This window comes from Microcystis sp. M44BS1, from assembly GCF_020244875.1.
GTDB classification, from domain to species: domain Bacteria; phylum Cyanobacteriota; class Cyanobacteriia; order Cyanobacteriales; family Microcystaceae; genus Microcystis; species Microcystis panniformis.
In genome coordinates this window covers 55,203-70,171 of record NZ_JADBVM010000113.1, presented here as the reverse complement: position 1 = coordinate 70,171, position 14,969 = coordinate 55,203, and the positions used below count along the sequence as shown (strand labels likewise).

At 43.0% G+C, this 14,969-nt stretch carries 8 protein-coding genes; all 8 read right to left on the bottom strand.

Annotated elements, in window-relative coordinates; translation table 11 throughout:
• Window positions 1-196: 196 nt before the first annotated feature.
• Complete coding sequence (locus tag IM515_RS08345; protein WP_287630060.1) at window positions 197-3,295, bottom strand: efflux RND transporter permease subunit; 3,099 nt, start codon at window positions 3,293-3,295, stop codon at window positions 197-199.
• 42 nt (window positions 3,296-3,337) lie between these two features.
• Window positions 3,338-4,693 carry an efflux RND transporter periplasmic adaptor subunit gene (locus IM515_RS08340; RefSeq protein WP_287630059.1) on the bottom strand — a complete coding sequence of 452 codons (1,356 nt, stop codon included), beginning with the start codon at window positions 4,691-4,693 and terminating at the stop codon, window positions 3,338-3,340.
• Between the two features lie 60 nt (window positions 4,694-4,753).
• Window positions 4,754-6,055, bottom strand: a complete 1,302-nt coding sequence (locus IM515_RS08335; RefSeq protein WP_185238587.1) for an MFS transporter — start codon at window positions 6,053-6,055, stop codon at window positions 4,754-4,756.
• A gap of 48 nt (window positions 6,056-6,103) precedes the next feature.
• Entirely contained in the window at window positions 6,104-7,735 is a 1,632-nt protein-coding gene (locus tag IM515_RS08330; protein ID WP_287630058.1) for an FAD-binding oxidoreductase, read from the bottom strand.
• 80 nt (window positions 7,736-7,815) lie between these two features.
• A complete protein-coding gene (locus IM515_RS08325; RefSeq protein WP_287630057.1) occupies window positions 7,816-8,421 on the bottom strand; it encodes an isoprenylcysteine carboxyl methyltransferase family protein in 606 nt (201 codons plus the stop codon).
• A gap of 12 nt (window positions 8,422-8,433) precedes the next feature.
• Window positions 8,434-9,609, bottom strand: coding sequence for a type III polyketide synthase (locus IM515_RS08320; protein ID WP_287630056.1), 1,176 nt, complete (start codon window positions 9,607-9,609; stop codon window positions 8,434-8,436).
• A 47-nt stretch (window positions 9,610-9,656) separates the two neighbouring features.
• Window positions 9,657-10,976 (bottom strand): flavin-containing monooxygenase, encoded by a 1,320-nt coding sequence (locus tag IM515_RS08315; RefSeq protein WP_287630055.1) that lies wholly within the window; start codon window positions 10,974-10,976, stop codon window positions 9,657-9,659.
• 28 nt (window positions 10,977-11,004) lie between these two features.
• The gene (locus IM515_RS08310; RefSeq protein WP_287630054.1) at window positions 11,005-14,967 is read right to left on the bottom strand and encodes a beta-ketoacyl synthase N-terminal-like domain-containing protein; all 3,963 of its coding nucleotides are present in this window, start codon (window positions 14,965-14,967) and stop codon (window positions 11,005-11,007) included.
• Window positions 14,968-14,969 lie beyond the last annotated feature (2 nt).

The following is a 14,969-nucleotide window of genomic DNA, read 5'->3' as shown; positions in this document are numbered from 1 at the left end:
GATAATACAAAGACAACCAAAAGAAGTCAAGCTGTATCCTTAACAAGGGAACAGTCAAACTAGGAGCCGTGTGAGGTGAAAGTCTCATGCACGGTTCTGAATGGGAGGGGAGGTCGGTGACGACCTTCTCGACCCCTAATAGTATCAATAGAGACGTTGCTAGACAACGTCTCTACAAAAGTGGTATTTAATCAAGCTACTCAGAAACAGACAGAGGGGAAACCTTGTGGGCTTGAGCGAGATAGTACCATCCCGACGGGACAAATACCAGTGCGCTTAGGGTGGTTCCGATCACCCCGATGGAAATACAGATAGCGAGGGGTTCCCAAAAAGCGCCGCCGTAGAGGAATAATGGCACAAATCCCGTCACGGTGGTTAAGGTGGTGGTGAGAATGTGACGGGTGGAAGCAATGACCACTTCCCGGATTGCCTTTCGTTGGCGTTGAAGATGGGGGGGTAAAGCTTGTAAAGCCGCTACCACGACAATAGAATCATTAACGGAAACCCCAATTAAGCCGATAGTGCCTAAAATGGACATGAATCCTAGGGGATATTCAAATAACCAGAGGGAAAATAAGGCTAGTCCAATTGAACTAATACCGACGACAGTAACTAGGGCAGCAAGACGGAAGGAGTTAAAAGAAAGAACAAGGGTTGATAGCATTAGAATCGCCAAGACTCCCACACTAGCAATTAGATTAGCCACAGCCGTATCTCTTTCTTCTTCCTCTCCGCCAAATTCGAGCCGATACCCTGGCGGAAGAGAAAATTTGCCCGATTCTAAGTTTTGGCGAAATTCGTCTAAAACCGTTGCAGCGATCGCATCAGCTTGAACATAGGCCTTCACCGTATTAATTCGCTTGCCATTTCGTCGAGGAATCGTGGCTAATTCGGGGAGAAAATCAAATTCTGCCACGGAGGAAAGGGAAATATTCGCCCGTTCAGCAGTGGCGGAATTACCGAGAATATTTAAAGAGGCAATTTGTGGCAGTTGCTCGCGATCGCGATTAGCGACTCGGACTCGTACAGGTAATTCTTCCGTTGCTTCTAAAATCGAGCCACCCACAGAACCTTCTAAAAGGTTATCCAATTGGCTGGCGATCGCCGCATTGTCCAAACCAATTAGTCGAGCTTTTTCTTCATTAATTTTTAAGGCTAATTTAGCTTGAATTTCACTTAAATCAGCAACAGAATAGGTTATTTCGGGTATTTTTGCCAGTTCTTCCCGTAGGGACTCGCCAATTTTCCTTAACATCTCCAATTCTGAGCCATAAACCCTAATTTCGATCGGGGCGCCCACCGGTGGACCCTGTTCTAGGGGGCTGACTAATACCCTTGCCATCGGTAGAGCTTGACTTAATTGTTTTTGTAAGGTTTCGATCAATTGGGGTTCATCAGAAACTTGCCGAAGTTGAATCAACGCTTGGGCAAAATTAGGAGAGTCTTTGACGCCATCGGAGAGATTATAGTAGAAGGGGGGAGCATTACGCCCTAAAAACCAGTGAACTTCCCCAATTTCTTGATGATCTAGCAGTATTTTTGCAGCTTGAGCCACTTTTACCTGAGTTACTTCTAGGGTTGTGGTGGGGGCCAGTTCGATTTCTAGGGTTAACTGATCTCGTTCTGCTGGGGGAAAGAATTCTTCTGGGAGAGTGCCAGCGACAACAAAGCCAGTAATTGGGATAATCAAGCCAATAACCAGACCTAATACGGGAAAATAGAGATTCAACTTCAAAATTTGGCGATACAACCCCGTTAGGAGCGGTAAATTAATTCCCGTATCCCACCAATGGGTTTTTGTCTGGTGCGAGCGATGAGTCAGTTGATATAAACGTAAACTGAGGACAGGAATAATCGTTAGGGACAAAATTAGAGAACTAACCAAGGCTAAGATCACTGTTTGGGCGATAGTACGCACGAATTCGCCAGTGCCTCCTTGCAAAAGAGCGATCGGCATAAAAGACAAAATCGTGGTTAGGGTAGAAGCTAAGAGGGGAATCCCTAACTGTTTAACGGTTTCAGCAACAATATGTTCGTGAGCTATTCCGGTCCGTAGTCCTTTTTGCAGTTCATCGACAATCACAATAGCGTTATCGATCAAAAGTCCCAAAGCAATAACAATTCCTGTCACCGACATTTGATGTAGGGGGATTTGCCAGAGATTCATACCGGCAAAGACCATCAGGATCGATAAAGGCAAGGATAAACTCACCACCAAGGCGGACTGCCATCCCATCATCACAAAAGCTGTCCCCATGACACAGAGTAACCCTAGGATCATGTTGCTGAATAATCCATCGAGTCGGTTAGCCACATAACGATTTTGGGCAAAAATTATCTTGAGGCTCACACCTTGGGGGAGAGAGGGTCGAAACAGGTCTAACTTGGCCTGGGCCGCCGCTGTCCATTCGTCTATGCGTTGGCCCGATTCCATCATAGCCGCCACCACAATAGCGGGTTTACCGTTAATAATGGTTAGTTCTGGCGGTGGTTCTTGAATTCCCTTGGTAACTAGAGCGATATCTCCTAAACGGGTAAATTGTCCATCATTACTGTAACGAATCGGAATGGCTCGAATCCGAGAGAGTGATTCTAAACTGGTATCGACTTCCAATAATAAATTATTGCGATTACTGCGAAGTTGTCCGGCGGCGACTTTGGCATCACTGGTTTGAATTTGTTGGGCAACTTCGACGGCAGTTAGGCCCAGGGAGGATAATTTCACCGGATCGATTTCGACTAAAATTTCCTCGGCCGGAACCCCGACTAACTCGACCCTTTCGGTTCCCCAAAGGGCTTCTAATTCATCGAACAGTTCTTGGCCAAGTCGGCGTAAAATAGCGTAATTAGGAGCGGTATCTAGATCCCAAAGGATGGCAGTCAATAAACTAAAGGCTTTACTATATCCTTCTTCGTATAAGGGTCTTTGGGCTTCTGGGGGTAGTTCCGGGATGACATCGGTAATCCGATCGCGAATGCGTGACCAGACGGGATCCACATCAGTCACTTCATCTTTAAGTTCAATATTGACCGTGGAACGCCCTAATTCTGAGGAGGACTCAATCAGGCTAATTTCTTTGATGCTAGAGAGAGATTGTTCAATTTTTTCGGTCACTAGGGATTCGACCCGATAAGGACTGGCACCGGGTAAATTGGTGGTAATGGTGGCACCTCGATTAATTGTTTCGGGATCTTCCATGCGCGGCAAAATTTGAAAGGAAGACAATCCCCAGACAATAATCAGAATTAAGGTAAGAATTAGTAATCTAGGTTTACGTTCAAATAAGTTATTCATTGGAGATTATTAGGGATAATAAAGCTGATTAATGACCACTGACTACCAAATTTCCACCATTTGCCCGGGTACGATGCGGTGAACCCCTTCGACGATCACCCGATCACCGGAGGTGAGAGTCCCGCGCACCAACAAGCGATCGCCTTGAATCGCTAGAACTTCTAAATCTTGGCGTTTGACGGTAAATTGTCGAGGATTATCGGGATTAGCTTCTCCTAGAACATAGGAAGACCATAATCCTCTCGTGCCTTGTACTAAAGCTTCTGTGGGCAACCAATAGCCCGATTGTGGAACCGATTGAGATAATTCTAGGCTGACCACTTGCCCCGGAATCAGGCCCTGAGTCTGATTTAAACTTAAAATAACCGTGGCGGTACGGGTAGTCGGATCGATTTGGGGCAGGGTTGAAGTGACTTGTCCTGTTACTATTTTGTCACCAATTTTTAAACGATGTTTACTCCCAATTGGTAATTTTTCAGACTGGTCAATGGGAATCCCGATACGCGCTTCCAGTTTATTACTTTCCACTAAACGAACGATCGGATTACTTGCAGAAACAACAGTGCCAATATTGACGTGAAGGAGGGCAATAGTGCCATCGTAGGGTGCTTGAAGTTGGCTTTTCTCAATCTCTAATTTAATATTCTTCAGTTGGGCATCAAATTGGTCAATAACGGCTTTTTGCAGAGAAATTAATTCGGGACGAGTACCGGCCTTGAGTTCATCTAATTGACTTTGGGCTTCATCAATTCTCGCTTGTTGTGCATTAACATCTGTTTGCACTTCTTCGAGTTGTTCTCTAGTAATTGCCCCTTCTTGATACAATCCTAGCCGTCTTTGGTATTTAGATTGGGCTAAAGCTAATTGTTCCCTGAGATCTCGGACTTTTGCTTGGGCTGCAGCGATACTTTCTTTCCTGGAACCAGCTTGTAATTCTTGCAGTTTAGCCGTGGCTTGCGATCGCTGGGCGATGAGTTCTTGTTTTTGTGCTTCTAAATTGCGTGTATCTAGAGTAGCAATTAAAGTACCTCGGCGTACCTCTTGACCCTCTTGAACCAATAAACTAATTAATTGTCCGGAACGCTCAAATCCTAGTTCACTTGTCCGTTTAGCCACAATATTACCCGTATAACGGCGCGGTTCTTGGTGATGGGTGACAGGAGTTAAAGTTAAGGTTCGCACCGGTAAGGCTGCCGTCTTGCCCTTATCGATTGCTAACGAAGCGGTTTCTTTTGAGGTGGTGGATTCAGAGGTGTCTTCTAAGAGGACATTACGCAGGGTAGGATAGGCAAAAACCGAGGTGGCCGCCAGGATACCAGTAATAATTAATCGCCAGGGCAATCGCAGTTTTTTGATAGCAGTTTCTTGCTGTTTAGTGATGGGATTGGGGGAAGTCATAATCCAGTTCCAAATGAGTAGGGTTTAGTCAAAAGTAATAACAGATTAGCGAGGAAAGAACTATTTTTTGATCGCATAAGACCGGAGGACAAAAGCCGCTGCTAGGGATAATATACCGGCGCACAAAAAGGCAATTTGTACCCCCCAGGGGTTATCAGGAGTTTTCCCGAAAGAAAGGAGCAATCCTGTTAGAAAAGACCCCGCACCTTGGCTAAATTGAATTAGTAGCCCCCTAGTGCCAAAAAATATTGCTTCTCGTCCCATTCCTTGTTGCTCCGCATCTTGATCGATAATGTCCGATAACATGGCATTTGGCAGACTAAAAAAGCTGGCTAGGGCTAAATTAGCGATGATCGAAAGGATTAACCAAGGAATCAAAGAATCTTGCCACCAAAAGCGACCACAGGCCATGGCAATCATACCCAAGCCAACCCAGATTAAAGAACCTTGAAAAACCAGTTTTTTGCCATATTTTTGCGCTAAGGGTAAAACTAGGGTAAATCCAGCCAAGGCACTCCCCACGATAATAGTATTAATCACGGCGGCAAAACTTACCTCTCGTTTGAGGAGAGCAATTACTAAAAAAGTCGGAATCACCGAGATAATACTAATCACCATCCACGCCAAAATCATGGTGATCATATAGATACAAAAAGTCCGATTGGTAAAAGCCGCCGTTAAGGTGGTTTTAAAGTTAGGATATTTCCCTTTAGAAGGAGTATATTCTTCTTTTTCTAGTAAGGGCATAGCTAGGGTAATTACCCCAATAAGACTAATAGCAATCCCCATGCCTTGAAAGCCATAACTATCAGTTAACCAAGGGGCAATAATTCCACCAATTGTGGCACCAATTAAACCAAAAATTCCGATTTGAGTTGATAATTTAACCCTTGCTTCTGGGCTTTTAGCTAAAGTGGGCAACCAGGCTAAATAGGGAACATGATAGGATGCCATGCCCACATAAAACACCCAAAGCATGGTGACTAAATAAATGAAGTAAGTGGTTTGATTTAAGTTATCAGGGGGATTAAACAATAGGATAAAACCACCAATTAAAGGGAGTAAACTGGCCAGTATAAATGGTCTTCTTTTGCCCCAAGGACTCCAAAAGCGATCGGAAAAATAACCGATCACTGGCTGCACAAAAGCTCCAGCAATACGGCTAATCATTATCGCTATCCCCACTAAAGCAGAGGGCAATAAAATGGATAAGTTATAGTCATTGGGAATGCCAGGGTCGTAGCGATAGATTAGCATGGTTAGAAGGGCATTATTAACGATAAAGTTACCAAACCAACCAGTGATATACGGAAGATAATCTATTCGGAGATGTTGCCATTTGCTAGAAGTGCTAGAAGTCATTAGAATTGGGGGAGAGATGGGCAGTTAGCAGTAGATTGTTAGACTTATTTAAGGAAATTCGTAGCGACCAGGTGAGAGAATGTGATTGGGATCCAAGCTGTCTTTAATTTTTTGGATTAAGCAACTATAATCGTCTTGGGCTGCGGGTAAACTATTCATAGAGTGGGTACTAAGACGATAGGGATAATAGCCTTGATTGATCAATTCTGCCAACATTTCATCGTGACAATTTAAGGCTTTTTGGTCTTCGCCTTCTAGCAATCGATCATAAAAAATGGCAGCATTGATGTTGATATTGCGCTCGGTAATACAGTTAATACCGATATTGGGTTCATAACCATATTTTTGAGCGATGCTGCTGATAATATTGAGAGCATTTCTGAGATGATTTCCCAGAAAAGGAACAGCGGGAACACACCAAATCATGCCACAGGCATCCAGGTCTAAATTCAACTTATCGGTGGGAGGCGTTTTTTTGCGCCAATAGGCCATCTTCAGGACTTTTTCAGTAATCATTCCTCGTTGGGGATTTTTGTGATAAATTAAATCCACCTTGTCCTTAATTTCCACACCAGTAAATACTTTAAAAATCGGACTCATTTTGCTGGCCATTTTGAACTTATTTTCATCAAAAAACATAAGTTTATTGACAATTCCTTTCAAGGCTTTTTCAATTAGGTTTCTTTCGACTTTTCCTTGTTCTGGTGAAGCGGAATATAAAGCACCTTCTCCTATCCACACACCGCCGCCCCATTGATGACTTAATTGTTCTAATAAATCGGGGGGTAAAGGAGTTTTTTCTTGGCATTCCTGCCAGGGATATTGTTGTTGAATAGACAACATTCGGTAGTTATTATTAATGTGGAAGGTCGTTTTAATTACCCCTGCCATTTTCAGTTGACGTAGTTTATCGATCAATAACTCTAATTTATTTTCTTGATCGATGCTATAGAAAAAAGCCTGAAAATATTGAGGATAGGGCGTTAACCAAAAAGTCATTTTGGTGACAATTCCCAGGTTAGATTGCGTGAAAATTCCATCAAAATAGGGACCAACTCCCCAACGATTGACCGCCCCTATTTGGGAGTTTTCAAAGCGATTAAATCCCGTATGAACACATTCACCGGTGGGCAAAACTACTTCCATTCCACAGACATGATTAAAGCGATCTCCCAAAGGTCCTTTGGCTTCACCCCGTTCGAGAACATTGCCAATAATACTAGAATCAGGAGTCGAACCGGTGACACTCATTAATAATTTATTGCCATTTTTTTGCAAAAAATCGTAGAGTTGTCGCTGAGTAACACCCGCTTCAATAGTTACATAAGCTAGGGTTTCATTGTAATCCAAAATCCGATTTAATCGACTCAAATCCATTAAAACCGAACCAGTGCAGCTAGGAACTCGCGAACCATAGCCCCAATTTTTACCTGTACTAATAGGATAGACAGGGGTTTGGTAGCGATTAGCAATTTTTAGAGATTCTTGGACTTCTTGACGATTACCTGGGCGAATAATTGCCGGGATTTTAGCATGGGTTTCGTAGGTAGCGGTCTCGGCTTCTAGGCGTTTTTTGTTATCGGTGCTGACATATTCGGAGCCTAATAAATTTTCCCATTCTTGTAGAGCGTTAGTTAAATTGTCGCTAATAATATTTTCGGAAACAATTAGAGAGTCCATAGTATTTTCTTTCTCCTTGAAATTCAGGTATGAGAGGTAATTAAAGGGCCCTAGGGAACCGGCCCTGCTATCCGTGGCAATTAACTTTTAAGCGGTTGCTGTTTGCGAGAGAAAATTGCGCTAAAACTAGGAATAAAACGGGGAGTATTGGCGAAAACTGCTTGATAATTGGTGTCTTGACTTAAAGCTTCTTCTTCAGCCGGAATGCGTTGGATTAATAACCAAGCATTCAGGAGACTAAAGACTATAGATGTCAGATAAGCGGTATGAAACAGGGGAACCACCGCTAATTCCGTGATCATCGCCCACCAGTTAGGATGACGGATATATTGATAAATGCCATTGTCGATCACGGATGTCTGAGGAACCGTGACCACCTGATGAATCCAGCGATCGCCTAAAGCTTCAATGGAGGCATAGCGGAGCTTTTGAGCTAAAAAGGTAGTAATTAGGGAAAATAAAGCCAATGCTGGAATAAAAGGTCGATCGAGCAGATAAACTTCCCCAATCATGCAAAGCATCCAGCTAGATTGGAAAATCTTGACGAATCCCACATAATTAGAACTATGCAGTTTGCCACCTTCCGCTAAGACTTTGGCCATATTCTGTTTACTCAGACGAGTAACGCGCACTCGTTGGACAATAATGTAACTAATCAGGGCAATGAAAACTATTTGGCTTAACATCCTTAAATATCCTTAGAATTGAACTAAAATGGCTTCTTGAGCAAATCCTGGCCCCATGGAAATTATTAATCCGTAGGAACCCGTGGGAGGATGGGGACGGGAAAGGGTTTCATCGAGAATGCAGAGGATAGTAGCAGAGGCAATATTGCCAATTTCCGCCAAAATATCCCAACTAACCTGTAAAACATCCGGTTCTAACTGGAATTCTTCAACTATTGCATCGAGAATCTTTGGACCTCCCGGATGCACCATCCAACAGACAATTTCCTCGAGGGAAACTCCTATTTTTTCCAGTAAAGATGTCACCGCTTTTCTCACCCCACCCTTGACGTAATCAGAGACTTCTGGGCGAAGAATTTGGCGAAAACCGTAGTCTGTTAAAGGCAATGCCATTAAATGCTCTGTGTGGGGCATTAACAGCGATTGAGTGCCGATAATCTTCAGTTTTGCTTTACCTTGCTTGACTAAGGGATGTTCATCTCCCGCTAAGAGAACAGTACCGACTCCATCGCCAAATAAAGCCGCTACCACAAGGGTCATAATGATATTGCTATATTGAGACGGATCTTCGGGTAATTGTCCCAATAATTCCGTTAAATCGCTATGAATTGACCCTTGCCAAAGGCCAGAGGAGGGATCGGTGGTAAACAAAATCGCTGCTTCGGTGGGATGTCCTTGCAGATAATCGTTTACTCTGGCTAATCCTTGGGCGCCTCCCAAACAGCCGACACCCGATAACGCTTGCCGCTTGATATCGAGGGAAAAATCTAGACGATTGAGGAGTAAACTTTCTAGGGAAGGAACGGAAGGAAGAACAGTAACGGAAGTAACTAGGGAGATTTCTTTGGGAGAAAGAGCGGCTTTTTTGAGCAAATTAGTTACTGTCGATGTTACTAAATCCATAGTTAGATCGACCATTTGACGAAAGGGTTGGGCGATTCCGGGAGGATTATCGGCATCGAATTCATCTAGGGGAATGGTGAAGTATCGCCCTTGAATTTTGACATTACTGAAAAAACGATGAATTTGTTCTAAATCAAAAAAGGTTTGTTCCTGGAAGTCAAGATGATTTTCTCGGCAATAATCTTGAAGAAGATTAGCACAATGATTTCTGATATTGACTTCTAGAACCTCTTGGGGATAGTAATGTTCTGGAAAACCGGTAGCTGTCTCAATAATGTAGGGCATTGGAGTTAAGAGAGAGGGATTTCAGGGGGTAAATTATCGTGGGAGATTTAAGCCAGTAATCGGCGAGCTAATCCTTGGGCTTGGCGTATATAACCCAATTTGTCAATCACTAAGGAGTGAGTACCGCTATGGTGTTTATTGTCGGTGCTTAAATTGGAGCTAATTTGACGTTTTAGCTTTTCAAATTTATAGACAAACCGGGATTTTTTATCCTGAGCTTGTAGATAAGCGGCCACTAAATTACTTTGTTCTTCAAATACTCGCCAGTGGGTGCCAGTGGGATGAACCATTCCGATGACAAACAGGTTATTTTCCTCTGGGTGAAAAACATTCATATAGAGGTTGGGCTGGGTGGTTCCTTCTTGCCAATTTAAATCCGATTTGTCAATAAAAGAAAATTCAATTTTGTAACCAGTGGCGTAGATAATCAGATCAATTTCTTCTGTACTGCCATCGGCAAAAATAACATTCTTTCCGTCTAATTCTTGGATATTAGGCTTATGGGTGACATCTCCATGCACATAATAACGATAGATTTGTTGGTCACTGTTGGGAATAATTAGACCGTTACTTTTACAGTCTGTCGGAATATTGAGTTTTTTGAGATTAACTCCTTGTAAGAATAGAGCTATTGGTGATAATAAAGCCATCATTTTCATGTGTTCTTGCGCTGGAATTAGATTCATGATTGGCGTGTTAATCATCACCCATTCTGGGGGCAAACCGAACAAAAATTTCGGCATACAGAGAAAGCCACGACGGGTACTATGGAAAGTTTTACTGCCATTAATAGCCGCTTCGACGACTAAATCCATGGCTGATTGTCCCGCTCCAACTACTAGGACTTTTTTAGCATTTAGTTGAGCGGGATTATCATAATCTTTTGAATGGATAATTTCCCCGTCAAAATGCCCAGAAAATTGAGGAATATTCGGTTTACTATGATAACCACTAGCGATTAAAACTCCTCGGTATCGTCTGGTTTCTTGGTTGCTAAGGGTGACATCCCAAAAGTTACCCACCTTTTTTACTTTCTCCACGCTGAGATTAAATTCCATAAAATCATAGAGATTGAAATGAGCGGCATAATTGCGAAGATATTCATAGACTAACCGATGATTGGGATAATCTGGGTAATCTTTTGGCATGGGAAAATCGGAAAAAGGTTGTGTGGTTTTATGACCAATTAGATGTGTATTTTTATACATTGGACTATCGGGACGATCATAAATCCAAATACCCCCAACATCCTGGGCAGATTCGATAACATTAAAGGGAATTTTGGCTTTGCTTAAGGCTCTAGCCGCCGCTAATCCTGCGGCACCAGCCCCAATAATACAGTATTGCTCTTTGTAATCTAAAGTCATGATTTTTCTCCCTTGAGTAATTGGTTGATTAGGCAGTCATTTGTTCAGGAAACTCTCGTAAACTTTGGCAAATTATTTTCATAATTTTCTCCGTATGTTGATTGATAAAGAAATGTCCTCCCGGTAAGGTATGCAGGACAAAATCTTGATTGGTTTGCAGTTGCCATTGTTGTAATTGATCGGCAGAAACCTTGGCATCGTTGTGACCTCCAAAAACGGTAATAGGACAATTTAAGGGTTGACCTTGTTGATAAGAATAGGTCTCTAGGAGTTTGAAATCTGCTCGTAAAATTGGCAAAAAAGCCGCCATTAAATCGGGATTTTTGAGGAGAGTTTCTGGGGTTCCTTGAAAATGACCTAAAGCTGTTAAAAATTGCTCATCTCCCAGACGATGAATGGGTAAATCAGGATTGACAATGTGAGGCGCTCGAAATCCAGACATAAATAAATGTTGGGGTAGATTTTGCCGAGTTTTAGCTAATTCTCTGGTTAATTCAAAACTGATTAAAGAACCCATGCTATGACCAAAAAAAGCATAAGGTTGGTCTAAATAGGGAGTCAGAATCGGAATGAGACGATTAATCAGGGATTTTAGCGATGTAATCGCAGTTTCCTGAAGACGCGTTTCGCGTCCGGGTAGTTGAATCGCCCACAATTCCACTTGCTTGGGGCAGTAATTCAGCCAATTTTGGAATAGGGAGGCACCCCCACCGGCGTAGGGAAAACAAAATAGACGAATGTGGGCGTTAGGATTAGCTTGTTTGCGAATTAGCCAAAGTTTCGGATCATTAGAGATATTTTCGGCTTTAGTCGTCTTGATTGGTTTTTTCTGTTTTGAGGGGAGAGGAGTTTTGTTGCTAGTTGCAGGTTGGGAGTTTTGGGTGATTAAGTTGAATATTTGCGGTAAAAACTGCTCAATACTCAATCCCGCTAGGTATTCCACGGGAACAATAATTTTTAAATCCTCCTCTAGTTGACGTCGTAATTGACTGGACATGAGAGAATCTAAGCCTAAACTAGAGAGCGGTTGCTTGGTATGTAGCTTGACCACGGATAAACCAGTAATCTGTTCTAAAACACCGATAATGTAGGTTTCTAGTTGTTTAAGCTGTTTCTCTGCGGGTGTGGCCAACAAAGAGTCAAGGGTAATTAGATGACCAGAAGATGATGCAGTGGTGGTTTTGACAACTTCTGGCGGTTGCGGCGGTGTTTCTAGGAGATATTTCGACAATTCAGGCAATAATTGCGCTTCTTCTGCGGTCAAGTCGCCTGTTTTTAGCCAATAACTACTTCTTTCAAAGGTGTAGGTCGGTAAGATACAGGGTTTACTGTCTTGATTGGCCGTTATCTCTTGCCAATTCAGGGCGAATCCCCGCAGATAAAGCTGACTGACACTCTCGAGGATCTGTTGTCGGTCAGAGGTTTGACGACGCAAACTGGGCAACCAAAGACAAGAATAATTTTTATCCAGTAGGCTGCCCATGCCCGATAAAACGGGATGGGAGCCGCATTCGACAAATAGCTCATAACCGTTGTCCAGTAAGGTTTTTATCCCATCGGCAAAGCGAACAGAAGACCGGAGATGACGACACCAATAATCGGGAGTAGTGACCTCAAAATTGACTAAGTTGCCATTAAGGTTAGAAATTAAGGCTCGTTGGGGGGGATGATAGGTGATAGTTTCAGCAATTTGTCGGAACTCGTCTAAAATCTCCTCCATCAGAGGGGAATGAAAGGCTTGAGAGACATTTAACCGGGTAATTTTCAGATTTTTGACCTGAAGCTGTTTTACCAGGGTTTCTATGGTCTCTGCAGCACCGGACAGGACAATATTATCCTGACCATTAATAGCGGCAATAGCTACCTGAGATTGATAGGGGGCAATTAAGGGAGTAATTTCAGCTTCACTAGCCGAGATAACGACCATTGAACCACTTTTTCCCACAGAATCCATCAATTTAGCCCGATAGAAGACTAATTTTAAGGCATCTTCTAAACTAAAGACTCCAGCAACACAGGCGGCCACATATTCCCCTAAACTATGACCCATAACTCCATGGGGGCTAATTCCCCAGGATTCCCAGAGTTTAAAAAGGGCGTATTCGAGAGCAAATAGGGCAGGTTGGCTGTAAAAAGTTTGATTGAGATGATTTTCTTGGTCAATAATCTCCGTTAGGCAATAGTCCCCATATTGACGGAGAATCTCAGCACAGCGATCGATTGTTTGACGAAATAGAGGATAGGATTGGTATAGTTCCTTTCCCATACCGGGGTATTGAGAACCCTGTCCCGGAAAGAGAAAGGCAATTTTTGCCCGATTTTTGCCACTAAATTCACTTTTTTGGCGAAAAGAACTCGGTTCACCTTGAACAAAAGCGGTTAATTTTTCTTGAAGTTGGCAGTGACTAGAGACAACACAGGTGAAACGATGGGGTAATTGGGAGCGACTGCGATTGCTAGTAGCACAAATGGAGCTTAAAGCAATATTTTTGGCATTTTCTAGGTAATTTGCGTATTTTTGGGCTAGTTTGATTAAAGCCGATTCGGTCTTGGCTGAGAGGGTGAACAGATAGGGCGATGAATCAGGTGCCGCAGTCGTTTCAGGTTCGTAAGGGTATTCTTCGAGAATAATATGGGCATTAGTGCCATTTAAGCCAAAAGAACTAACTCCAGCTAAACGAGAAGAATTTTCACTAACCCATTCACGGTTTTTAGTCGGAACTTTCAGCGGTTGATTTTCCCAGTCTAGATGGGGTGTCGGTTGTTGGAAGTGGAGATGGGGGGCAATTTGTCGATGTTGCAAGCATAAAATCACTTTCATTAGTCCGGCAATACCTGCGGCCGCTTCTAGATGGCCGATATTGGTTTTGACGGAACCAACCCAAACTGGTTGGAGATTTTTAGCAAAAACTGTCGATAATGCACCTAATTCAATGGGATCGCCCAAAGAAGTGCCAGTGCCATGGGCCTCAATATAGCTAATGTCCTCTGGCTTTACCTGAGCATTTTTTAAAGCTTGACGAATCAATTGTTCTTGACTAAGTTGATTGGGAACTGTTAAACCGCTACTCGTACCGCCATGGTTAACGGCCGAACCTTTAATTAGTCCTAAAATCAAGTTATTATCCCGAATAGCCGCAGATAAAGACTTTAAAACTATAATACCGCCGCCTTCTCCCCGTACATAGCCATTCGCTGTTCTATCAAAGGTTTTACAACGACCGTCAGGAGACAACATCTGGGCGCGGGATTCCATGATAGTAACGAAGGGGGTTAACATTAGGTTGACTCCCCCGGCTAGGGCAACTTCACACTCGTTATTGCGTAAACTTTGGCAAGCTAAATGAACAGCGACTAAAGAGGAGGCACAAGCAGTATCAACCGTTAAAGTTGGGCCATGAAATCCAAAAAGATAGGATAAACGTCCCGAAGCTACACTTTTAGCATTTCCCGTTCCCGTATAGGCATCAATCAGATCGGGATGATGGCTAAAATGGGAGTAATCTTGAGTCATCATGCCGATAAATACCCCCGTTTGACTTCCTCGCCGATTTAAGGGTGATATTCCCGCATTTTCCAGAGCTTCCCAGGCTAGTTCCAGCAGTAATCGCTGTTGCGGATCCATTTGTGCCACCTCCCGGGGAGAAAGACCAAAAAAACCAGCGTCAAATTGATCTATCGGTTGATTTAAGAAGCCACCGTGACGGGTATAGACTTTTCCCCTTGCATCGGGTTTAGGATCGTAATAATTGTCAATATTCCAGCGTTGTGGCGGAATTTCGCTGATGGCATCGGTTCCTGATTGCAATAATTCCCAAAAAGTTTCCGGGGAATTAGCTCCCTGGGGAAAGCGACAGGACATACCAATAATTGCAATTGGTTCATTTTTGGCTTTTTCTAGGGTATGTAGCTTAGTTTTTAAGACCTTAATTTGATTTAAGGCATCTTTTATTAAGCTCATTTGATCGGTTTTGGCAGGTGTTTGTGTCATGG

Bases quoted from the DNA above. Each gene is read 5' to 3' on its own strand.
- IM515_RS08345 (WP_287630060.1), bottom strand. From the start codon at position 3,295: ATGAATAACTTATTTGAACGTAAACCTAGATTACTAATTCTTACCTTA.
- IM515_RS08340 (WP_287630059.1), bottom strand. From the start codon at position 4,693: ATGACTTCCCCCAATCCCATCACTAAACAGCAAGAAACTGCTATCAAA.
- IM515_RS08335 (WP_185238587.1), bottom strand. From the start codon at position 6,055: ATGACTTCTAGCACTTCTAGCAAATGGCAACATCTCCGAATAGATTAT.
- IM515_RS08330 (WP_287630058.1), bottom strand. From the start codon at position 7,735: ATGGACTCTCTAATTGTTTCCGAAAATATTATTAGCGACAATTTAACT.
- IM515_RS08325 (WP_287630057.1), bottom strand. From the start codon at position 8,421: ATGTTAAGCCAAATAGTTTTCATTGCCCTGATTAGTTACATTATTGTC.
- IM515_RS08320 (WP_287630056.1), bottom strand. From the start codon at position 9,609: ATGCCCTACATTATTGAGACAGCTACCGGTTTTCCAGAACATTACTAT.
- IM515_RS08315 (WP_287630055.1), bottom strand. From the start codon at position 10,976: ATGACTTTAGATTACAAAGAGCAATACTGTATTATTGGGGCTGGTGCC.
- IM515_RS08310 (WP_287630054.1), bottom strand. From the start codon at position 14,967: ATGACACAAACACCTGCCAAAACCGATCAAATGAGCTTAATAAAAGAT.